At 59.4% G+C, this 21,312-nt stretch carries 18 protein-coding genes; 7 read left to right on the forward strand and 11 right to left on the reverse strand.

What is annotated here, in order from left to right; genetic code table 11:
- Positions 1-10: 10 nt before the first annotated feature.
- Positions 11-1,069 (reverse strand): YeiH family protein, encoded by a 1,059-nt coding sequence (locus F1542_RS02700; RefSeq protein ID WP_193731705.1) that lies wholly within the window; start codon positions 1,067-1,069, stop codon positions 11-13.
- Between the two features lie 119 nt (positions 1,070-1,188).
- On the opposite strand from F1542_RS02700, the gene F1542_RS02705 reads away from it, so the two are divergent.
- Both F1542_RS02705 and F1542_RS02710 read left to right on the forward strand, forming a co-directional pair.
- Complete coding sequence (locus tag F1542_RS02705) at positions 1,189-2,067, forward strand: LysR family transcriptional regulator (RefSeq protein WP_193731682.1); 879 nt, start codon at positions 1,189-1,191, stop codon at positions 2,065-2,067.
- A 600-nt stretch (positions 2,068-2,667) separates the two neighbouring features.
- Positions 2,668-3,480, forward strand: coding sequence for an HpcH/HpaI aldolase/citrate lyase family protein (locus F1542_RS02710; protein WP_193731683.1), 813 nt, complete (start codon positions 2,668-2,670; stop codon positions 3,478-3,480).
- 413 nt (positions 3,481-3,893) lie between these two features.
- Here F1542_RS02710 and F1542_RS02715 read toward each other — a convergent pair whose 3' ends face one another.
- From F1542_RS02715 to F1542_RS02740, 6 genes are all read right to left on the reverse strand, one after another.
- Positions 3,894-5,162, reverse strand: coding sequence for a cytochrome c (locus F1542_RS02715; RefSeq protein ID WP_227672416.1), 1,269 nt, complete (start codon positions 5,160-5,162; stop codon positions 3,894-3,896).
- A gap of 2 nt (positions 5,163-5,164) precedes the next feature.
- Positions 5,165-6,940, reverse strand: a complete 1,776-nt coding sequence (locus tag F1542_RS02720) for a GMC family oxidoreductase (RefSeq protein WP_193731685.1) — start codon at positions 6,938-6,940, stop codon at positions 5,165-5,167.
- A 62-nt stretch (positions 6,941-7,002) separates the two neighbouring features.
- Entirely contained in the window at positions 7,003-7,728 is a 726-nt protein-coding gene (locus F1542_RS02725) for a gluconate 2-dehydrogenase subunit 3 family protein (protein ID WP_193731686.1), read from the reverse strand.
- A gap of 211 nt (positions 7,729-7,939) precedes the next feature.
- The gene (locus F1542_RS02730; RefSeq protein ID WP_227672417.1) at positions 7,940-9,127 is read right to left on the reverse strand and encodes an SMP-30/gluconolactonase/LRE family protein; all 1,188 of its coding nucleotides are present in this window, start codon (positions 9,125-9,127) and stop codon (positions 7,940-7,942) included.
- A 96-nt stretch (positions 9,128-9,223) separates the two neighbouring features.
- Positions 9,224-10,594 carry an MFS transporter gene (locus F1542_RS02735; protein WP_227672422.1) on the reverse strand — a complete coding sequence of 457 codons (1,371 nt, stop codon included), beginning with the start codon at positions 10,592-10,594 and terminating at the stop codon, positions 9,224-9,226.
- Between the two features lie 166 nt (positions 10,595-10,760).
- Positions 10,761-11,669 (reverse strand): LysR family transcriptional regulator, encoded by a 909-nt coding sequence (locus F1542_RS02740; protein WP_193731687.1) that lies wholly within the window; start codon positions 11,667-11,669, stop codon positions 10,761-10,763.
- A 135-nt stretch (positions 11,670-11,804) separates the two neighbouring features.
- Here F1542_RS02740 and araD point away from each other — a divergent pair, with 135 nt between their 5' ends.
- The 4 genes from araD (at position 11,805) to F1542_RS02760 (ending at position 15,935) form a co-directional block, all read left to right on the forward strand.
- Positions 11,805-13,586: an L-arabinonate dehydratase gene (araD, locus tag F1542_RS02745; RefSeq protein WP_193731688.1), complete on the forward strand. Its 1,782-nt coding sequence runs from the start codon at positions 11,805-11,807 to the stop codon at positions 13,584-13,586.
- A gap of 166 nt (positions 13,587-13,752) precedes the next feature.
- Positions 13,753-14,622, forward strand: a complete 870-nt coding sequence (locus F1542_RS02750; protein WP_227672418.1) for a DoxX family protein — start codon at positions 13,753-13,755, stop codon at positions 14,620-14,622.
- 291 nt (positions 14,623-14,913) lie between these two features.
- Entirely contained in the window at positions 14,914-15,393 is a 480-nt protein-coding gene (locus F1542_RS02755) for a heme-binding protein (RefSeq protein ID WP_227672419.1), read from the forward strand.
- A gap of 56 nt (positions 15,394-15,449) precedes the next feature.
- Complete coding sequence (locus F1542_RS02760) at positions 15,450-15,935, forward strand: heme-binding protein (RefSeq protein ID WP_193731690.1); 486 nt, start codon at positions 15,450-15,452, stop codon at positions 15,933-15,935.
- A gap of 242 nt (positions 15,936-16,177) precedes the next feature.
- Here F1542_RS02760 and F1542_RS02765 read toward each other — a convergent pair whose 3' ends face one another.
- The gene (locus F1542_RS02765) at positions 16,178-17,551 is read right to left on the reverse strand and encodes a carbohydrate porin (protein ID WP_193731691.1); all 1,374 of its coding nucleotides are present in this window, start codon (positions 17,549-17,551) and stop codon (positions 16,178-16,180) included.
- 408 nt (positions 17,552-17,959) lie between these two features.
- On the opposite strand from F1542_RS02765, the gene F1542_RS02770 reads away from it, so the two are divergent.
- Positions 17,960-18,133 carry a hypothetical protein gene (locus tag F1542_RS02770; protein ID WP_193731692.1) on the forward strand — a complete coding sequence of 58 codons (174 nt, stop codon included), beginning with the start codon at positions 17,960-17,962 and terminating at the stop codon, positions 18,131-18,133.
- Between the two features lie 95 nt (positions 18,134-18,228).
- On the opposite strand, the gene F1542_RS02775 is transcribed toward F1542_RS02770, so the two are convergent.
- The 3 genes from F1542_RS02775 to F1542_RS02785 form a co-directional block, all read right to left on the reverse strand.
- Positions 18,229-19,002, reverse strand: coding sequence for a glucosamine-6-phosphate deaminase (locus F1542_RS02775; RefSeq protein WP_193731693.1), 774 nt, complete (start codon positions 19,000-19,002; stop codon positions 18,229-18,231).
- Positions 18,999-20,129, reverse strand: a complete 1,131-nt coding sequence (locus F1542_RS02780) for an anhydro-N-acetylmuramic acid kinase (protein ID WP_193731694.1) — start codon at positions 20,127-20,129, stop codon at positions 18,999-19,001. Before F1542_RS02780 ends, F1542_RS02775 begins: the two co-directional genes overlap by 4 nt.
- Positions 20,130-20,297: 168 nt before the next feature.
- Positions 20,298-21,230 (reverse strand): N-acetylmuramic acid 6-phosphate etherase, encoded by a 933-nt coding sequence (locus F1542_RS02785; RefSeq protein WP_193731695.1) that lies wholly within the window; start codon positions 21,228-21,230, stop codon positions 20,298-20,300.
- Between the last annotated feature and the right edge of the window lie 82 nt (positions 21,231-21,312).

Raw genomic sequence — 21,312 nt, forward strand, 5'->3', positions numbered from 1 at the left:
TCCATGATGATCAACCGTGGAACGCGGTCCTGACCAGCAGCAAGCTGATGCCCATAAGCCCGCACAGGGACAGCAGGACGGTCAGGACCAGCGGCCGTCCCGCCCGCACGACCGAACGTATATCCACACCCAGCCCCAGCGCCGCCATGGCCAGAACGGTCAACGCCGTTGCCGCCGTGCTGAATATTCCCACGGCTGGGGCGGGGATCAGGTGCAGCGACCGGACGGCCATCATGACCATGAACCCGGTAATGTACCATGGCACCAGACGCGTCAGGGCATGCAGCCTGTTTCCATGGTGACGCGAGCCGGTTCCGGACCGGGCGGATAGCGCGGACAGGGTGACGCAGACCGGTCCCAGCATCAGCACCCGCACCAGTTTGACCAGCATGCCCATATGAATGGCGCCAGCACCGAATGGGGCGGTCGCGGCGACAACCTGCGGCACGGCATAGACGGTCAGTCCCGCAAGAACGCCCTGCGCCATGTGGTCCGTAACCACAAACGGCGCCAGCAGCGGGATGCCGATGACAACCACCAGACCACCCGCCGCCGTGAAGGCAATGGTGGTGGCCACATCCTCCTCCCCGGCGCGGATAACGGGCGCGGCCGCCATGATGGCGGAATTGCCGCAGATGGAATTGCCACACGCGACCAGCAGGGTCTGACGGCGGTCCAACCCCACCATGCGTCCGATACAGCATGTAAAGACCAGGCTGAAGGCCACAACACCGGCAACAGCGGCCAGAACCCACGGTCCCACGGAAAAGACCACGTCAACGCTGAAAGACGCCCCCAGCAGGACAATGGCGATGTTCAGCAGCGTGCGCGAACAGTACCGGATACCCGGCGTCCATACCGGACCCGGCACATATAGGGCGCGGAAGGCGACACCGGCCAGCAGGGCCAGATTCAGTGTTTCCAGCCATGCCCTGCCCAACACCATTTCTTCAGCGCGTTCAAGCAGGCAGGCCAGACCCGTTATGGCAAGGCACAGCCCGATGCCCGGTAACGGCTGCGCCCCGATGGGCAGGGACCGCTGTGACGGACGCAGGGCGGCATGAAGCATTGTTGTCACGGCATTCTTCCTTTCGCCGCGCAGGCTAGGGGAAGATGGTTACATCATTCCAATTCATAGTTTTTGTAATTCCAATCGGAAATTATGATGGGTTGTGGTATGGAACCGGCATGACCCTGGAGCAGCTTCGCCTTTTTATCGCCGTTGCGGAACGTGAGCATGTTACGGCCGCCAGCCGCGCCCTGAACGTGACCCAGTCCGCGGTATCGGCCGCCATCGCCAACCTGGAGGAACGGCACGGGGTCAAGCTGTTTCACCGCGTGGGGCGGGGCATCCGGCTGACCGATGCAGGGCGGCTGTTCCTGCCCGAAGCCCGGGCCGTTTTGGCCCGCGCCAGTCATGCGGAAGCTGTACTGGCGGAATTCGGCGGTTTGCGGCGCGGCACGCTGCGTGTCGTCGCCAGCCAGACCATTGCGGCGTACTGGCTGCCCGTTACCCTTGTTGCATTCCGGCGCAGATATCCGCAGATCGCAATCGAACTGGCGATTACCAATACTGAAGAGGCCGCAACACGCGTCAGGGACGGGGAAGTGGATCTGGGCATTGTCGAGGCGATTGTCGATGATCCCGCCCTGGCGCAATGGCCGGTCGGGACCGATCACCTGACCATCATACAGGCCAGTCCCTGCCTGCCGGATGTGGCGGATGCGCGGTGGCTGCGTGCTGCATGCTGGGTCATGCGCGAACCGGGGTCAGGCACCCGCGCCACGCTGGAACACAACCTGCGCCAGTTGGGGATCGAACCGGCGGAACTGAATGTCAGCCTTGTCCTGCCCTCCAACGAAGGCGTGCGGACCGCGATCGAAGCCGGGGCAGGCATTGGTGCGCTGTCATCACTGGTGGTTGCCCCCGCGCTGCAGGCGGGTACGTTGCATGCCGTGCCACAGGCGCTGGGCACGCGATCATTTTACGGTCTGCGGCACAAGGAACGCTATCGCAGCCCGGCAGTCGAAGCCCTGCTGGCCCTGATTGCCGATAGTTCACCATGAAGGCACGGACGGGATGCGGGCTGGCGCGACATGCCGACCTGCGGTTTCCGGGAATGGATGGGTCAGTAATCCCATCCGGACGCAACATAAGTTGATAATATAACAAATGCGCAACATTACCTGCAGATATAAAAAGGATCTTGTGGTCCGGGCCGGTGATTACACGGACAGCACGCAGGCCCGGATGGACTGACGGCGCGTGGATGGCGGACGTCATGGTGCATGTCCGGTCCGCTGTACCAACGGATCATGACATTTCCACTAACGACAGCAAGAATGCATGGATCGTAACAGGGGATGGCCCCGTGTGCAGGGCAGGGGGCTGGCAGGAAACGGGACGGTTTTACCGTACCGGGGAACGCAAGACGCCCGTGCGCTTTTACTGTAATGGCGATCAGGTCAATCGCCACATGTCGTGTCAAAAACAATAATAGGGACCGAATATGTACACGAATTTCGGATTATCTATTGATGGTGAATGGTATCGTGGCAGTGGGCGTACGTGTCAGCGACGCCTGCTTTCCCGGCAGGGTCCGGAAGAAGGAAGCGGGGGCATTGCAGGTTATCTGGATGTAAAAATGGCATGGATGGTTTGCTGACATGATCCCCAATCGACTCAAGCAACTCTGGGCCGAGGGGAAACCCACGCTCAATGGCTGGTGTTCCATCGGTAATCCCTTCACGGCCGAAATCATGGCTGCGCAGGGTTATGATTCCGTCACCATTGATGTGCAGCATGGGGCGCTGGATTATTCCAGTGCGCTGCCCATGATGCAGGCCATGCGTGCATCCGGCGTGGTGCCCATGGTCCGCGTGCCGTGGATGGAACCGGGCGTCATCATGAAAATGCTGGACGCGGGGGCCTATGGCGTGATCTGCCCCATGGTGAACACGGCAGCACAGGCGGCCGAATTCGTAAGCTACATGCGCTATCCCCCCCATGGGCAGCGCAGCTTTGGCCCCACACGGGTTTCGTTCGCGGCGGGTAGCAATTATGCCGGGGGGGCGAATGACGAAATCCTCGCCTTCGCCATGATCGAGACACGGCAGGGCATGGACAATCTGGCAGAAATCGCCGCAACGCCGGGACTTGATGGTATTTATGTCGGCCCTGCGGATCTTACGCTCAGCCTGGCGGACGGGCGCCTGCCAGCGGGGTTTGACCGTGAGGAACCGGAGATGATCGAAAACCTGCATAAAATCCTTGCTGCCTGTCGTAACAGCGGCATTCGTGCGGCCCTGCATTGCGGTACGGCGGAATATGCCGCCCGCGCCATAGGCTGGGGGTTCAACATGACCACCGTATCGGGTGATTCCCGTCTGCTGGCCGCCGCGGCCGGCGCCAGTGTCGCGCAGTTTCGCAAGCTGGTCAGTCGTGACAGCGTAACGGTGATGCAGGGCGGGGCGTACTGATCGCCCGTGGTAACTGTTGCGGGGTGCCTGTATCCTGTGGGCCTGCGCCAACCTGATGGCACCCCGCACCTGATGACATGATGATAACGGATATCTTTGTACGGATCGTATGCGTCCGGTGCCGTGATTTCAGGCTGCTGGAAAGTGGGGCATGGCGAATAAAAAACCTGTTTCAGTATTGTGAATACGGAGCAGGGAAACACGTCATAAATGTCTGCCTGAAAGGTCAGGTCAGGAAACATCCGTGGATCATAAGAAGTTTCTGGTGAAGGTTTTTTTTAAAAAGCTTTGAAATATTCATCATTTTTGAAAAAGACAGCGCCCGGAACTTTCATGAACGCGTTACTTTCAGGCAGCGTTCAGGTATGAAATGCATCCACCCTTTCAGGCGACTGAAAGGGTGGATGTGGTTGTCAGTGCCAGACCACCTGCTGGGCATCGATGGCCTTGCGGGCCCGTCCGACATCGCTGGTCAGAACCGCGGGGGCTGCGTTGCCCATGCTGTTGCGGATATAGGTCAGGATGTTGGCGATCTGGTCATCATGCAGTTTCCAGCCAAAGGACGGCATGGCGGCCCCGGTCGGGTTTGCAGTCGTCACCGGACCATCGGTACCCCGCAGCACGATGTTGATCAGGCTGTCGGGGTTGGGCGCGTTGACTGCCGGGTTGCTTTGCAGCGTGGGGATCATGTTGGCAATGCCCGCGCCATTACTGACATGACAGGCGCTGCACTGCACGGCGAATTCCCGTGCGCCCGCCATCATCTGCCGGTTACTGGCGCGCAGGGGCGCAGGCACGGTCACCGTGCGCTGCGGCAGGGATTTGAAATAGGCGGCAATGGCCTGCAGGTCCGCTTCCGTCAGGTGCTGTGTGGAATTTTCGATCGTTTCCGTCATCGGTCCGGACGACGCCGTATGGCGGTTGGTGCCGGCGCGGAGATAGGTCACGATATCATCGGCACTCCATCCCCCCAGTCCCGTATGGGTATTGTTGCTCAGGTCCGGGGCATACCATCCCTGCAGCGACGTGCCCTGATAGGTGGCCCGTGTATCGCCGCCAAAGGCGTTCTTGGTGGTATGGCAGGTGCCGCAATGCTCCAGCCCCTCGACCAGATAGGCCCCACGATTGACCTGCGCACTTCTGGACGTATCCGGGGTAAATGCGGACCGGTCGAAAAACAGCATGTTCCACCCGATCAGGAGTGTGCGGATATTGTACGGAAACCGCAGCCTGTTCGTGACAACCCTGTTGCTGACTGCCGGGATTGTGCGGATATAGGCCCACAGATCCGCAATGTCCGCATCCGTAATCTTGACGTAGGCGGTATAGGGCATGGCGGGATAGAGGTACCGGTCCGGGCTTCTGCCATGCCGCACCGCGCGTTCAAACTGTTGCTGCGTCCATGACCCGATCCCGGTTTCCCGGTCCGATGTAATGTTGCTGGCAGTAATGATGCCAAAGGGGGTTTTCAGGTCCAGTCCACCCGCGAACGGTTTGCCGCCAGGTGCGGTATGACAGGCCAGACAGTCGCCCGCGATCGCCACGTAACGGCCGCGTTCGACCTGGGCATCCGTGCCGCCGTCCTGTGCTTTCGCGCCATGGGCCAGGAAGGTGACGGCAGACAGGAGCAGTCCACCACGCATGCAGGTGCGCAGTGCAGTGCGAAGCAGGTTTCTTGCCATGATCATAGCCTTACCAGCGGGCCGGGATTCTTGAGGTACAGGTCCCTGATCGCTTTCGCGGTCCACAGGGTCGTGGCCCCCACGACGACGGTCGGGTTGTAGCCGGCATTATTGGGAAAGGAGGATGCACCGATCACAAACAGGTTGTGGACATCCCAGTTCTGCTGAAAGCGGTTCTGCACACTGGTGCGCGGGTCCTCGCCCATGACGACGCCGCCCTGCACATGCGATGAATCCCACGGCGTATAACCGGAATAGGGACGGTCAGCAAAGGAATCCCCCCCGACCTGCGTTGCCCCCATCTCACGCGCGATTTCAACGCATTTGTCACGGATGAACCGCCCCGAACGCCGGTCGTTTTCGTTATAGTCAAACGTAATGCGCAACAGCGGCTGGCCGAAACGGTCCTTGTAGGTCGGGTCAAGGTCAAGGAACTGCTCGCGATGGGCGAAGCTTGTGCCTTGTCCCTGAATCTGCGCATAATTCTGGTAGCCCTTGCGGAAGGCCTGTTTCCAGCCCTTGCCCCATTGCGGGCTGCCCTGTGGCAGCAGCCCCGCCATGCCGATCGGCAGCCCCTGGTTGCTGAGCGACTGGATACCTGCCCCACCGATAAAGCCCAGACCGGTATGGTCGAAATTGTCACCGTTGAAATCGTCGATCTGGGTGGCAAGGGCGCCGGTGTTCATGAACGGGTTGAGATACTCGTTTTCAAAGAACATGAAACCCCATGACAGGGTCTGGAACGTAAACGCCCGCCCGACAACACCCTGTCCCGATGCGACATCATACGGCGTGCTGATGCCTGAGAGCAGCAGCAGGCGTGTATTATCCAGCGTAAACGTCGCGGTAATGACGATATCGGCGGGCTGTTCGCCAATATTGCCGTCGGAATCAACAAACGTCACCCCGGTCGCCGTCTTCCTGTCGGGTGTGGTGTTGATGCGGATGACCTCGCATTCCGTGACAACCGTGAAATTCGGACGCTGCATCAGTACCGGCAGGATGCAGATATTGGGACTGGACTTGGACCAGTTGCCGCAACCGTATAACTGGCAGTATCCGCAATAGGTGCATGGCGCCAGGTTCAGGCCCAGTGCATTTTTATAGGGTGCGCCAATCATGGCCGATGGCACGGGGAAGGGATGATATCCCAGCCGTGTCGCCGCTTCCGCAAACAGCACGTTGGCGCGTGAGCGTTCCAGCGCGGGGGTGGGGTAGGGACTGGTACGCGATCCCTCGAACGGGTTGCCGCCGGGCTGGCGTTGCCCATTGATGACGCCCGCAGTGCCCGATGTGCCCGCGATCTTCTCAAACCGGTCATAGAAGGGTTCAAGGTCGTTATAGGTCACGCCCCAGTCCTGCAGGATAAGGCCATCCACCAGCTGTCCCGCGCCATAGCGCTGCATGACATGGCTGTAGGGCTGGTGATCGAACGGCAGCCACCGCCAGCTTGCGCCCGCCCAGTGCGTGCCAGCCCCCCCTACATTGTTGCCCAGCGTCAGGTTGTGATATTTGCGCATGGGCAGCGCGGTCTGGCCGACCTTGTTGCGCACGGTATAGGTTTCGGTTACCGGGGCCTGCAGGATGTCCTTGCGCACGGACCCGCTGAGTTCATCCGGGTCGCGTGTGGTGGGAAAGCTGGTCGAGGTATCGCGCCATGCCCCACGTTCGATCGCGACCACCTTCAGACCCGCGCGGGTCAGTTCTTCCGCCATTGTGGAGCCGGACCAACCCAGCCCGACAATGACCACATCGGCCTTTGGCCTTTTGTAATTCATTCAGGTGCACCTTGGTTTTTATTATAATTGTGCGGTCCATTGCCATGCCGGGCATGGCGCAGTCAGGCGCGGCCCAGCAGGCTTACGGGGTGGACATCAATCTTCTTGCCCCGTTTTGATACGATCCAGTCGCGATAGTCATAAATCGCGCCGGGAAACCCGACCAGTTTCCAGCCCACCATGTCGCGGTTGCCGCCATACATGGGATCAGCCAGGTAGCCTTCACGCACATTCTGCAACAGCAGTACGAAGAACTGCTCCGATTTCAGGGTCTCGAAGGCAATTGCGCCATTTTCGATACCGTGAAGAAACGTGATTTTCTGTTCTTCCGACAGTTCCATAAACGACCTGTTGAACTTCGCATGTGCGGCCTGTTCCAGTTCAACCAGTCCCTTGCGGTAGATTTCCGCAGGCGTCATGATGCTTTGCGGTCCCTGCTGCGGCAGGCCCTCGACAACGGGGCCAAGTTTGTAATCCTTGGCCGCCGTGCCATAGGGACCTGCCAGCTGGTGGTCAAGGAAGGTCACGCAGCCAGCCTCGGTTGCCCCCATTCCCAGTTCATCAGCGGGGATCAGGACATCGAATATGGCGCCCACCAGCTTTGCCTCATCCGGTGTCAGGTACACCAGCCGGCTGGCGTCAACCACTGACAGCGGTGGGGGCGGCGTGGCCCGCCACGCACCCGTGCCGCCAACATAGGTCTTGGAATAGGCCGGTTTGTAAATGGAGGCCAGCGTGGAGGTCGCCATCAGCACCAGGCCGCCTTTTATTACGTCACGCCGCTTCATTATTGTTTTCTCCTGACAGGCATTGCCGCCATGGGCATGGGATGCGCGTGCAACGGGCCATTTCCCTGCGGTGCCGTGTTTCAGGTGCGCAGGCCAAGGCACACCAGAAAAGACCCGTCCGCACGGAACCTGTTCATTGGCGTTACTTTTCCCCTGGTGGCATAGCCATAGGTAAACGTATCTGGTTGTTAATAATTACATGGAAGGCAGATCACAAACTGCTCACCACGCCACCAAGCTTTTGCCCATCCAGCGTGTCGGGCAGTGCGAAGCCAAGACTGATGAAGGGCAGCTTCAGGGCATTGACGCCAGCATTGTTCGTGGGCAGCCGTTCCGTCTGGGCAACAGGCACCAGCATGTGCCGGTCGGCCGTGATGAACAGGGCGTCACCGTCAACCAGCCGTGGATCTTCAAATAACGTAAGCTGTTTCTTTTCCGGTGTCAGGACGACAATCCGTCCATGTTCGGCATCGGCATAGTACAGGTTGCCCAGCGTGTCGATTGCGGTGCCCATGATTGTTGGCAGGTTGATGACTTTTTCGATCCGCGCCGCCCGCTGGCCGTCGGTCAGGCTGGCATCCAGCAGGATATCGGTCGGGATCCTGCGCAGCGGGCCGGACGGGGTGGAAAAATAGAACCATTTCCGGTCCGCCGTGATTTCCAGCATGTCCGAATGGACCAGCGGTCGCTTGCCGTTACTGTCGCGCAGGATATGCCCGTCACGCCCCCGCAGCGGCTTGTCCGGTGTCGCACGCAGCAGCGGGTGTTCCGATAGCCTGCGCACGGTTTCCCCGCTGCGCATGTTATGAATGATGATCCCGCCCAGACCTGAATCGGTCACGAACATAAGGTCGCCCGCAATGCGCAGGTCATTCATGGCCGAACCCGGCGGCAGGATGTCATTGCCCCAGCGCAGGACCTGCAGCACCCTGCCATCATGGGGATCAAGCTGTACCAGCTTCTGCCCGCCCGGCACGGACGTGCCCTTTGTCGGGTCGATGCCCTGATCGACAACCCACAGCGTGTCGTCGCTGAAGATATGCAGGCCATTGACCATGACGAAGGCACTGGCCGCATCGGCGCCCGGTCTCCATGCATTCCAGCTTCCACCCGGAAACGGCTGGGGCGTGCCGTCGGACGCCACGCGAAACACACTGGGCGTATCCGCCATCAGGTCCCATCGTGGTGCGCCAAGAAACAGTGTCCCGTCACGCGTTGCAGCCACCGCATTGCACAGATAGCGCGGGGAGGAGGCGATAACGGTCGCATGAATGGACGCCGCCACAGCCTGTGGCATGCGGGCGGTTTCAAATCCTGCCAGCGCCAGTCCACCGGCCAGACCACACAGGGCGGCACGCCGGGACAGACCGTGGCCCATTGCATCGGTAACGTGTGTCATGAAGATTTTCTCTTGCTTATTGTTTGTTATTACTTGTGTCTGTATTTATTGGATTTGTCGCTACACAATAAAGTGCAGGAAAGCGATGCAACCGGTTCACACCGGCAGGGAAAGCCGTCTGATCTTCCCGACCACGAACAGGTACAGCAAGATCGCCACAACGCAGTGGCCAGCCACAAACAGCAGCGCGCCGTTATAGGACTTTGTTATTGCAACGATATAGCCGATCACAATGGGGGTCACGATACCGGCGATATTGCCGATCCCGTTGAAAATGCCCGCAGCCAGGCCCGGCGTTTCCTTGGGTGCTATGTCGGATATGACCGCCCAGCCAATGGCGGCAAGCCCCTTGCCAAAGAATGCAAAGGACATGATCAGGACAATTACCCACGCGGACTGGACAAAATTGCACAGGCAGATCGTGGACGCGATCGCCATGCCCGCGACATAGGGCGTCTTGCGCGCGACGTTTTCCGATTGTCCCGTTCGCAGCAGCATGTCGGACAGCGCGCCCCCCGAAATCGCACCGGCCAGCCCGCACAGCGCGGGCACGCTGGCCGCCAGCCCGGTCTGCGTCATGGACAGCCCGCGCGACTGATGCAGGTAAAGCGGGAACCACGTCAGGAAGAAATACAGGATGGCGGTAATGCAGTACTGCCCCCCGTACACGCCCACCAGCGTCCGGTCTGTCAGCATGAAACGCACCTGCCGCCATGTCAGCTTCCTGCGCACCTGCATGGCGCGGTCATCAATATCCACCAGCGCGCCACCCGCACGGATGAATGCCAGTTCAGCGGCATTGACGCCAGGGTGGCTGGCGGGCGGCCGCATGCGCATGAGCCAGATGGTGGCCAGCACCACCCCCGCGACACCCATGACGGCAAAGATGTATTCCCAGCCGAACTGCTGTGTAATCCACCCCATGAGCGGCGCAAAGAACGCGACGGCAACATACTGCGCCGAATTGAAAATGGATGTCGCAAGGCCGCGTTCCGCTGTCGGGAACCAGCTGGACACGATACGGCTGTTGGCGGGAAAGGTTGGTGCTTCCACCAGTCCCAGCCCGGCCCACAGCACGAACAGCACGGGAAAGGCGATGGTGTGCGGGACATGGCCCACGCCTGCGACCAGCAGCGTACACACCGACCACGCCAGCAGGCTTGCGCCATAGACGCGGATGGAACCAAAGCGGTCCAGCAGCCAGCCACCGGGCACCTGGTTCATGACATAGGCCCAGCCGAAGGCGGAAAAGATGTAGCCCATGGCCACCGGCGTCAGCCCCAGGTCATGCGATATGGACGACCCGGCAATGCCGAGTGTCGCGCGATCGCCGTAGTTGATCGCCGTGATGATGAACAGGAACGCAAGGACACTGTAACGGATGGCGGTGCGGGGGGCTGCACGGGACGCGCCTGCGGCGATCGGTGCGTGTGTGGCGGTGGGGCCTGCGGTTGGCCCTCTTGTCATGGTCACCCTGTTTTCTCCCTCGATACGCGGACCGGTGCGGCGGGGGCGGGATTGCGCCCGGCCACCCTGCGGCCGCATCGGGTCCAGTGCGCAAGGGAACGCGTGAAGAAGGCGGGAAGTCCAAAACAAACTGCGCATGGATTGATGCGCTGGCGGCATCACCCCGTCAGGGCAGGGATGGCGTCTGCGCTTCGCTGATCCGCGATACGATATCCATGACATTGCCCAGCAGCGGACTGACGTCCTGCGCGCGGTGGACCATGAACAGTTCGGCCATGATGTTTTCGCCAAACCCCAGCGGACGGTAGATGACATTTTCGATACCAAGCCGCGACGCCGATTCCGGGATCAGGGCAATGCCCATCCCGGTCCTGACCATGGACAGCAGGGCATGGATCTGGGTCAGGTGATGGATCAGGTGGGGCCGGATATGCGCGCTGACCAGCAGGCGCTGCACAAGATCATGGAAATAGCCGCTGCCCAGGATCGAATACATGATCAGGTCCTGCCCCTCCATGTCCTCTGGCGTCAGCGCGGATCGCGTGGCCAGCGGGTGATCGTGGGGCAGGGCGGCCACCATGGGTTCGGCCCGGACCCTGCATGCGCGGGTTTCCCTTGCCTCGAACGGCGGGCGGACGAAGGCAAGGTCGATCCGGTGGGAGGCAAGGGCCGCGACCTGATCGCGCGTGACCATTTCCTCCAGTGTCAGCTCAATATCGGGATAGGCCGCCCGCAGCCCATGGATCAGCCGGGGCAGGAAGTCATAGCTGCTGGATGGCGTAAACCCGATCGCGACCTGTCCCAGCGCGCCGCGCCGCGCCCGGCGGGCCAGCAGGACCGCATCCTGCGCGCTGCGCAGCAGGCGGCGGGCTTCGGGCAGGAAGATCGCGCCAGCCGGCGTCAGCCGGACGCTGCGGCTGTTGCGTTCCAGCAATTCAACACCAAGTGCGTGTTCCAGAAGCTGGACCTGTCGGCTCAGCGGTGGCTGGGTCATGTTCAGCCGTGCCGCCGCGCGGCCGAAATGCAGTTCCTCCGCTACCGTGACAAAACACCGGACCTGCGTGAGCTGAAGCATCAATATCAATCCTGTCTCAATCCATGCTGTATCTAATCTGGACACGCCAGAACTGTCTTGCCCTAACTGCAGTAACAAACACCCTTGTTATCAGGCCATTGTGACTGACCGGGGGCGTGCAGGGAGAACAAAGGCATGACGCAAGAAGCCGGAAAACGGCCAGATGGCGGGAAGACTGCAGCGCAGGCAGAACGCAGGCTGCGCAGCGAGCGCTGGTTTGGCCCCGCCGACCTGCGCAGCTTCGGCCATCGTTCCCGTGCGATGCAGATGGGTTATGATCCGCAGGACTGGGAGGGAAAGCCCGTCATCGCCATCCTGAATACATGGTCCGACATCAATCCATGCCACATGCATTTCCGCCAGCGCGTGGAGGATGTAAAGCGGGGCGTGCTGGAAGCCGGTGGATTTCCCATGGAGTTGCCCGCCATTTCACTGTCCGAAAACTTCATGAAGCCCACCACCATGCTGTACCGCAACATGCTGGCGATGGAGGCGGAAGAACTGCTGCGGGCCTATCCCGCTGATGGCGCGGTGCTGATGGGCGGATGTGACAAGACCACGCCCGGCCTGCTGCTGGGGGCAACCAGCATGGATATCCCCGCGATCTATGTGCCCGCAGGCCCGATGCTGCGCGGGAACTGGCAGGGAAAGACGCTGGGTTCGGGGTCGGATTCATGGAAATACTGGGATGAACTGCGCGCGGGCAAGATTACCCCCGCAGACTGGCAGGGGGTCGAGGCCGGCATTGCCCGCAGCGCGGGCACCTGCATGACCATGGGCACGGCCAGTACCATGACCGCCATTGCCGAGGCGATCGGCCTGTCCCTGCCGGGGGCCAGTTCCATCCCGGCGGTGGATTCCAACCATATCCGCATGGCCAAGAGTTCCGGGCGGCGGATTGTCGATATGGTGTGGGAAGACCTGAAACCGTCGAAAATCCAGACCCATGCCGCCTTTCGCAACGCCATTGCGGTGGCGATGGCCATGGGGTGCTCGACCAACGCCATCATACACGTGATCGCCATGGCGCGGCGCGCGGGTGTTGACATCGGGCTGGACGATTTCGACCGTGCCAGCCGTGAGGTCCCGGTGATCGCCAATGTCCGGCCAACGGGCACGACCTACCTTATGGAGGATTTCTACTACGCTGGCGGGATTGCCGCGCTGATGAACCGGATTTCCAGTTTCCTTGACCTGGACTGCCTGACGGTGACCGGCCGCAGCGTGGGGGAGAATATCCGCGATGCAAAGGTCTGGAATGATGATGTCATAAGGCCGCTGGACAAACCGATGTTCACGGGGGAGGCGGGTGGTGCGCTGACGGTCCTGCGTGGCAACCTTGCCCCCGATGGCTGCGTGATGAAGCCCGCGTGCTGTGACCCCAAATTCCATAAGCACCGGGGACCGGCGCTGGTGTTTGACGATTACCCCACCATGAAGAAAGCGCTGGATGACGAAACGCTGGACGTGACCCCCGATCATGTCCTTGTGCTGCGCAATGCAGGCCCGCTGGGTGGTCCGGGCATGCCGGAATGGGGAATGCTGCCCATGCCCAAACGCCTGGTGAAGGAAGGCTATCGCGATATGCTGCGCCTGTCCGACGCCCGGATGAGTGGCACCAGCTACGGCGCATGCATCCTGCATGTCGCGCCCGAAAGCTATGTCGGTGGACCGCTGGCGCTACTGAAAACGGGGGATATCATCGCGGTGGACGTAGCGGCGCGTTCAGTCAACATGGAGGTATCGGATACGGAACTGGCACGCCGCCGTGCGGCATGGACGCCGCCTGCGCCGCGTTACGGACGTGGATATGGCTGGATGGCCGCACATCACATGCGGCAGGCGAATGAAGGGTGTGACTTCGACTTCCTCCAGACCGATTTCGGCCCCCCGGTGCCAGAGCCGGTTATTTATTGATTGTCCCTGCGAACCCGATCCGCCGTTTCGATCGTTCAGCATGCATGACACCGGAAGGAAGCGATAAATACACATGACAGGCCGGGCGGGCACATGATCCCGCCCATGGCCCTAAAAGAGCTGCAATACGGTTCGACACCCGTCAAAGAAGAAAAACAAGATGTACATGAAGTCGAATACGCTCCCACCATCCTTCGCGGCAATGCGTCCGCGGCATGTGCCTTACTGGCTGTTGTGGCTGGCCCTGGCTGGCACGACCGCGGCCATGGTCTATTCGTCCTTTGTCGTGCCGGTCATACCGGACCTGGCCTGCCTGTCCACCATCGGGCTTGACGGTCTTGCGCTGGCTGTCACGGTTGCGGTGATGCCGCGGAATTTTGTCGTCGGTTTCCTTACATCACTCCTTCCATTCGTCATCAGCTGGAGGGTGGCGGCCATTCATGGGTCGGTGCCGGGCATGGCGTGCTCCACCGCCACGTTCATCATCTATCTTTTACTGTATGCGGACTGCATGATCCATGACTGGAGGGCATGCAGCATTGGCGGGTGGAATAATCACCTGCAATGGCAGGTAGCAATACTGCGTATATATTTTGGTTTCGACATGGTTGGGCATTTTTCCGAAAAACTTTTCGCGGGCATACAGGCATTCCACCACATGGAACAGGTTTTTGTCGGATTCGGGTTCCCGCCCGATGGGCAGGCGGTCATTATTGGTGGATTGTGTGAACTGTCAGTCGCGATTGGCGTGGGAATGGGTTTCATGACCCGTCTGGCCGGGATGGGCGGGGCGCTGTATTACCTGATCGCCAACCATTATGGCCGGCATTTCGGTGACGGGTTTACATGGAACAATCCCCCCGTAGGCGGCTGGGAATACCCGATGCTGATGATCGTGGCCTTTGCCAGTTTTTCGGTTGCGGGGGCGGGAAAGTTCTCGATTGATGGCTGGCTGATCGCCCGTGGGCTGATGCCTGGGTTCCTGCTGCAGTTATGTGTATCCGGCCGCCCCGATCATGTGCGTCGTGATATTTGAATTGGACGGTAGCGCGTTTTAATACTTGTTTCGTCCACTTTTTTTCTATGGTCTCCTGGCACCCTTTCATGGCGCCAGCTTGGATTATCTATCACATGCGCGCGAGTTATTAATTGTTATTTGTCTGCGCGCAAAAAACTGTAATAGAATGTTCTGTGCGATATGACATCGGTTCTATCGTATAATCTGAACTGAACGACGTCTTTATTTTCCCGATATGGATCGGTCTGGCCGAACATGAAGCGTCGTCAGGGGTTCAATAATAACATTGAGAATAAGGTAACCCTTGAAATGAAGCATCTGCTTAAAGTCCTTGCGGTGCTGACGTCGTGCGCGACCCCCGCACTTGCGCAGCCGTCATCTTCCTCCACCGCGCCGCAGTTCAACATCACGACCGACGCGGCAATGGACATGGCCCATTATGCGGTTGGCCTGGCGGAAAACCGGCATCTCAAGCTTTGCATAGCGGTCGAGGACACGGATGGAAACCTGGTGGCCTTCATCCGCATGCAGGGTGCCTATGCCGGATGTGTGGAGGCCTCGATCGCGAAGGCAAAATCGGCGGCGCGGTTTGCCCGCAATACGATCGAGTTCTTTGACGCCGTGCGCACGCAGAACCTGCCCATCGGTTTTGTCCCCGGTATCCTGCCATCCGCAGGTGGTGCGGTTTTCAAGCAGGGTGATGTGGTCGTCGGCAGTATCGGCACTAGCGGCGACACCAATGAAAATGAACAGGCGCTGGTTGTCGATACGGCCAAGCATTTTCACTGAAACGGTCTTCAGCGTAAAAAAAACAGTATCCAGACAATCTTGCATCAGGATCTCCCATGAAAATCAGACATATCGGGCCGCTGGCCATTCTGGCGTGCTTTCCTGCCTTTGGCGTGGCACACGCGGATGACGCCAAGTTGCTGACCCGCCCGCAACTCAGTAACGCCGGTGCGAAAAGCCTGCTGAATGCGGCCGAGGAGGAGGCGCGGCAGAAGGGCATGCAGGTCAGCATCGCAGTGGTGGATGCATCGGGCAGGCTGCTGGCCTTCACCCGCATGGATGATTCACAGACCGGAACGGACGAGACAGCCATCAAGAAAGCCCGCACAGCCGCGCTGTATCATTCACCAGGCAAGGTACTGGCCCAGCGTATCAGCCAGAACCAGGCGTTTCTGGCGACATTGCCCGGTATTACGGCCGTGCCCGGATCGTGTCCGGTCATGAGTGGCAAATACCTGATCGGGGCGGTTGGGGTCAGTGGCGCGACGGATGATCTGGATAATGCAGTCGCCACCGATACGGCAAACGGGTTCCATTCGTAGGGGATGGTCCGAGCCGGACAGTCCCGGCAATTCCAGACAGTAAAAAATACAGGCCATTCTCCGTTACAGGAATATGGCCTGTATTTTCTTGCATACTGTCCGAAAATTCGGTTTTGCGGCATCATGAAGACGTTTTTTGGTGAAGATTTTTTTAAGAAACATTCAAAGAATGCCGCCTTTTTGAAAAAAGGCGGCACCCAAAAACTTTCATTTTTATTATCAAGATCTGTTTTGAAATTTCCCTAGAAGGTAAAGCCTGTTTTCATACCAATAACCGTGACCGTGCTGCGCTGGGTATAACCGCCGGGATTAACCCAGAACTGGACGTTTGGTTCGATATAGGCCCAAGGGGTAAACTGGATGGTGTAATCTGTTTCAACGGCAAATTCCGAATTCCGTCGTGGCCCCTTTTTACCTGCCTGATACCATTCCAATGTCGCAAGGCGCGAATTGACATGATTGGTGCCAACCGCAAGTGTCACGGCGTCATGCCTGCGCCATGGTAGTCCGAAATAGCGCAGGCTGCCCGTTACCTGTGATGAGATGGGGCTTGTTTCCCTGTCAACCATGGTCAGCGTGACATAGGCGGTCAGACCCTGCACGACCACCGCATCCTGTCCGGGCTTTTCGGTAAAGGTACCCGTCAACTGCTGCTGGAACCACAGATACCCGCCATGGGAACTGCCCCGTTCCAGCATTGGCAACCCGCCGGTAACAGCAGGTTGCCCATTGGTCGCCAGTAAAACATCCGGTGCGCTGGCCGTATTGATCCACCCGCCAATGCGGTACACCCCCGGATAATGGTGCGATCCCACATGAAGGCGCAGCCCGGTTTCGAAAGGCAGCAGCGCGCCGGTTGCCCCATGGACGTAACCAAGGAAAAACTTGTTATCCAGGTTGCGCATGTTCTGTTCATAAGCGCCCCCCTGCAGGTACCACAGGGGACTGTTGTATTTAAGGTAACCACCCCAGGTGCTGACAGGCCAGTTCAGCCAGCGATTACCATCCATGTTGCCCGTTGTCGCGCCGCAGAAATAATTGATCATTGTCAGGCAGGGCACATTGTCAAAATCAGCACCGGTTGGCAGGCGGCCGATCTTGAAACTGAAGTGGTTGCCCAGTTTCTGGTTATACCACAATCCGGTCAGTCGAGTGGTCTGTCCACGTCCCCATACTTCCTGTGGCTGTTGCAGGGTATACAGGCCCGCCCGTGTAATCAGGTTGCTGCCCCAGCGGCTGGTAAAGGTGAAATTGAAGGTCGCCCCTTTCCATTTCACCAGTTTTTCCGCATCGATATCCATAATCGCCGCGATCTGGTTGGTTTCGGCCGCAGTGCGCCGGTCGCCGCCTGTCGCATTTCCGGCGGTTTCGTTTGTCCATGCCGCCGCCAGGTCTATCCCTATGTCACGCAGATAGGTTCTGTACCCACCCCAATCTCCTGTCATGGTTGAAGCCGGGTGCTGGGCGCTGTTACGCAGCGCATAACTGGCATCATTGCCCTGGCTTCCGTTTACAACGCTATTGGCGGGCGCGTCATGCGCGCCGATCACCACATACATGGAAAAACCGAAATACAATATCGCGAATTTTCCACGTCGATGCGTAAAATATTTCATTGTACGGCCACTGGTATATTATTGGTTTTATTTGTGTGGCGTTTAAACGTTTTTATGAGGGCGCGGTTTTTTTATTTCGTATATTAATTTATCGTGCGCTATGTGGCATAACTTTCCACTTGTATTTTCTTGGGAACATTATTTGCACAATTGCGTTCCTGTGATCAGGTCAGGCGGTTTTGGGGAAAAGTTTTCCTGCCATGAATCCATCCAGGCAACGGGGCACGGATCATGCAAGGTTTTTGGTGAAGCTTTTTTCAAAAAGCTTCATGACCTGTCGTTTCCTTGAAAAAACAGGGCACACAAGAATTCCATTATTTTTACTAAAAATTATTGCAAATTTTTTCAATGCATACCAGTCATTTAACTCGTTATTTTATAAGAACGATATAAGGCCGGATGCCCGGCATGTGTAAACATGCAACCCATGGCACCGCGCCAGATGCAGAAAAAATCGCGATGGTCCAGCCATTGGAATATGCAGGTCCAAACAACACGAATGACAGACTGTTTGAAAACAGAATTATTGATGGAAAAGATAGAAGTTTCTGGGTGACCCTTTTCCAGGAAGGCAGCATGTAACGAAGCTTTCTGAAAAAAACTTCACCACAAACGTCTTTATGATGCGCACGATATCGCAGCGACCTCCAATGACTGTTTCCGGCATGCGCAATGGGTCAGTGACGGGGCGGGAGGTAGTCCGCCATCCATCGGCATTCATCCGACAGGTCCATGGCTGCGTCTTCATCCAGTACGAATGTGCAATCAGGATGGAAATGAAGTGCCGAGGCACTGGTCATGGCCGAAATCGCCCCTTCAATAACGCGGGTGACGATCGCCGCCTTGCCGGGGCCTGTCGCCAGCAGGACCGCGCGCCGGGTTTCCAGAATGGTCCCGACACCAACAGTCAGCGCATGCTGCGGCACATCATCCGGGCAGTCGCCAAACATTTCGGCATTCTGGACACGCGTGGCGGGGGCAAGCCTGACACGGCGCGTGCGCGATGCGAAGGAGGAAAGGGGTTCGTTAAAACCGATATGGCCGGTGTGACCTATCCCCAGCAGTTGCAGGTCAATACCACCTGCGGCACGGATGGCGGTTTCGTATCGTGCGCATGCCGCCGTAACATCATCGGTATCACCGGGGGGCAGATGCGTCCGCGTGGGCGGAATATCCAGATGACGGAACAGGTGATGCTGCATATAGGCACGGTATGACTGCGCGGTCCGGGCAACCGGCCCGCAATATTCATCCAGGTTGAACGTCGTGCAGCCTGCAAGATTGACCGGCCTGTCGTGAATGCGGCGGACAAGGTGGCCATAGACCCGTTCCATCGTGCGCCCGGTTGCAAGGCCCAGTACGGCTGCCGGGTTGCGCGCGCAGCACATGTACAGCATGTCCGCCACATGGGCGCAGGCCGTGTCCTGATCCGGTACGATGACAAGTTTCATGAAGACCTCCCGCCGGTTGCATGGATCCATGATGGCACAGGCATAAGGCCCGCACAGGTCAGGCGGCCACCGGACAGGCCATCCGGCCCGCCCGTTATGGTGGACGCTGATAACGGCAGGCCGCGTACGCTGCGTGCGGCCAGAAAACCGAAACATTGCGCCTCCAGCGCATCCCCGTTCCAGCCAAGGTGGTCCACGCCCACCACCGGGGCGCCCAGCGCCGTCTGCAATCCCTGCATCAGGACAGGGTTATGCCGCCCTCCGCCACAGACATACCAGCGTGCGGGCCGGACGGGCAGGGGCATGCGCCGTACGGCTTCGATGGTAAAGGCGGCCAGTGTCGCCGCCCCATCGGCCGGGGTGCAGGCGGCCACCCGGTCAAGGGCCGTGGCAAAACTCTGCCGATCCAGCGATTTGGGGGCAAGGCGGGCAAAATAGGGATCAGCCAGCAACTGTTCCACAATGGCCCGGTTGACCGTGCCCGCACGCGCCAGTGCGCCATCAACGTCGCAGGCCGTGCCGGTATGGCGCATCGCCCAGTCATCCAGCAGGGCATTGCCCGGGCCGGTGTCACAGGCATGGATCGTATTATCGGCATCAATCAACGTGACATTCGCAACGCCACCGATATTCAGAACGGCAACCGGCCCCGGCACATCATGCAGCAGGGCTGCGTGGAACCACGGCACCAGTGGCGCGCCTTCGCCGCCTGCCGCCACGTCGGCGCTGCGGAAATCATGGATGACAGCCAGTCCGGTCGCGCGTGACAGAAGTTCCGCATCACCAATCTGCCATGTCTGGTGGCGTTGTGGTGCATGCAGGATGGTCTGGCCATGGAACCCGATCAGGTCGATATCCGGCACCCGGGCCTGCAACTGTCGCACTGCGTCAATGTGATGGCGGGTTATCGCGTGTTCGACCGCTTTCAGTTCGGGATCATCAGGGGACAGGGTGGGCGCATGGTCCAGAAGCCTGCGCGCGCGCTGGCGCAGGGCCGCCGTGTAAGGCAGGCTGATATCCGGCCCGAACCCCGCGATCCGTTCACCATCGGTATGGATGATGGCTGCGTCCACACCATCAAGTGACGTGCCACTCATAAGGCCGATGACCGTAAGCATAGGCTTCATGCCTGTTCCTCCCGCATGCAGCATTTTACCACGACATCATAAAGAACAGGGCGACGGGACAAAAACGTGACGTCCGGCACCTGTCCATTATGCCGCGTGTATCCGGGTGGTCCGGGGCTGCCTGTCAAAAAGGCGGCATCCGGAAACGTTTATTTTTCGGACAATGTTTTACGGGGCGGCAGGGGGGCTGTCGTCCTGCCCGAGAACTGAACGCAGGTTGCCGCCATGCGCCGCAAGCTGTGCCTCGACCTGATCGGCGGGAATGCCCGAACAGATCATGACGGCCCGTTTGACATTGAACCCCGTTGCCTCCAGCGCCTGCTGCGCCTCCTGTTCGGTACTGCCGGTCAGGTTGCGGACCATGCGGCATGCCCTGTCCCGCAGCTTGGCATTGACGACCCGCATGTCCACCATCTGCCCGCGATAGGCATGGCCCATACGGATCATGAGCGTTGTGGAAATCAGGTTCAGGGTGGCTTTCTGTGCCGTGCCGGCCTTCAGTCGCGTGGAACCGGAAATGACTTCCGGCCCCGTTACCACCGCAATGCCCTGTTCCGCCACGTCCAGCAACCTGCCGCCGCGATTGCACGCAATGCCTATGGTCAGGCTGCCTGCCGCGCGCGCAGCCGCAATCGCGGCACAGGTATAGGGCGTGGACCCACTGGCCGCGATGCCCAGCACCACGTCATCGGGACCGGGATTGTGGGCCAGTATGTCCGCGCGCGCCACGTCCTCGCGGTCCTCGGCCCCTTCCGCCGCCTGATACACGGCGTCCTGCCCGCCTGCCAGCAGCAGCACAAGCCGCCCCGGTTCCCAGCCGAAGGTGGGCAGCAGTTCCACCCCATCCTGCATGCCGATCCGCCCGGACGTGCCCGCGCCGACATAGAACAGCCGTCCCCCCGCCAGAAGCCGGGGCAGGGCGCTGCCCACCGCGCGTTCCAGTTCCGCTGTCGCGGCGCGGACGGCGGCGATGGCGCTCATCTGTGATTCCACCAGTGCATCCAGCACGGAGGCGACAGGCCAGACATCCACATCCGCGTAGCGGGGGTCCTGTCCTTCTGTCGCGATGATAGGGGTGGGCGTGCTGCTGTTCGGGGTCATGTAACCTGACTTATCTGCAAATGAGGGAAAAAGCTTCACCAGAAACTTTCATATGACTGAAGGATGTGACCCGATCCGGCTT

The organism is Komagataeibacter sp. FXV3, assembly GCF_015155755.1.
Classification (GTDB): Bacteria; Pseudomonadota; Alphaproteobacteria; order Acetobacterales; family Acetobacteraceae; genus Komagataeibacter.

Excerpts from the sequence above, each read along its gene's own strand:
- F1542_RS02700 (WP_193731705.1), bottom strand. The coding sequence starts at position 1,069 with ATGCTTCATGCCGCCCTGCGTCCGTCACAGCGGTCCCTGCCCATCGGG.
- F1542_RS02705 (WP_193731682.1), top strand. The coding sequence starts at position 1,189 with ATGACCCTGGAGCAGCTTCGCCTTTTTATCGCCGTTGCGGAACGTGAG.
- F1542_RS02710 (WP_193731683.1), top strand. The coding sequence starts at position 2,668 with ATGATCCCCAATCGACTCAAGCAACTCTGGGCCGAGGGGAAACCCACG.
- F1542_RS02715 (WP_227672416.1), bottom strand. The coding sequence starts at position 5,162 with ATGGCAAGAAACCTGCTTCGCACTGCACTGCGCACCTGCATGCGTGGT.
- F1542_RS02720 (WP_193731685.1), bottom strand. The coding sequence starts at position 6,940 with ATGAATTACAAAAGGCCAAAGGCCGATGTGGTCATTGTCGGGCTGGGT.
- F1542_RS02725 (WP_193731686.1), bottom strand. The coding sequence starts at position 7,728 with ATGAAGCGGCGTGACGTAATAAAAGGCGGCCTGGTGCTGATGGCGACC.
- F1542_RS02730 (WP_227672417.1), bottom strand. The coding sequence starts at position 9,127 with ATGACACACGTTACCGATGCAATGGGCCACGGTCTGTCCCGGCGTGCC.
- F1542_RS02735 (WP_227672422.1), bottom strand. The coding sequence starts at position 10,594 with ATGACAAGAGGGCCAACCGCAGGCCCCACCGCCACACACGCACCGATC.
- F1542_RS02740 (WP_193731687.1), bottom strand. The coding sequence starts at position 11,669 with ATGCTTCAGCTCACGCAGGTCCGGTGTTTTGTCACGGTAGCGGAGGAA.
- araD (WP_193731688.1), top strand. The coding sequence starts at position 11,805 with ATGACGCAAGAAGCCGGAAAACGGCCAGATGGCGGGAAGACTGCAGCG.
- F1542_RS02750 (WP_227672418.1), top strand. The coding sequence starts at position 13,753 with ATGAAGTCGAATACGCTCCCACCATCCTTCGCGGCAATGCGTCCGCGG.
- F1542_RS02755 (WP_227672419.1), top strand. The coding sequence starts at position 14,914 with ATGAAGCATCTGCTTAAAGTCCTTGCGGTGCTGACGTCGTGCGCGACC.
- F1542_RS02760 (WP_193731690.1), top strand. The coding sequence starts at position 15,450 with ATGAAAATCAGACATATCGGGCCGCTGGCCATTCTGGCGTGCTTTCCT.
- F1542_RS02765 (WP_193731691.1), bottom strand. The coding sequence starts at position 17,551 with ATGAAATATTTTACGCATCGACGTGGAAAATTCGCGATATTGTATTTC.
- F1542_RS02770 (WP_193731692.1), top strand. The coding sequence starts at position 17,960 with ATGTGTAAACATGCAACCCATGGCACCGCGCCAGATGCAGAAAAAATC.
- F1542_RS02775 (WP_193731693.1), bottom strand. The coding sequence starts at position 19,002 with ATGAAACTTGTCATCGTACCGGATCAGGACACGGCCTGCGCCCATGTG.
- F1542_RS02780 (WP_193731694.1), bottom strand. The coding sequence starts at position 20,129 with ATGAAGCCTATGCTTACGGTCATCGGCCTTATGAGTGGCACGTCACTT.
- F1542_RS02785 (WP_193731695.1), bottom strand. The coding sequence starts at position 21,230 with ATGACCCCGAACAGCAGCACGCCCACCCCTATCATCGCGACAGAAGGA.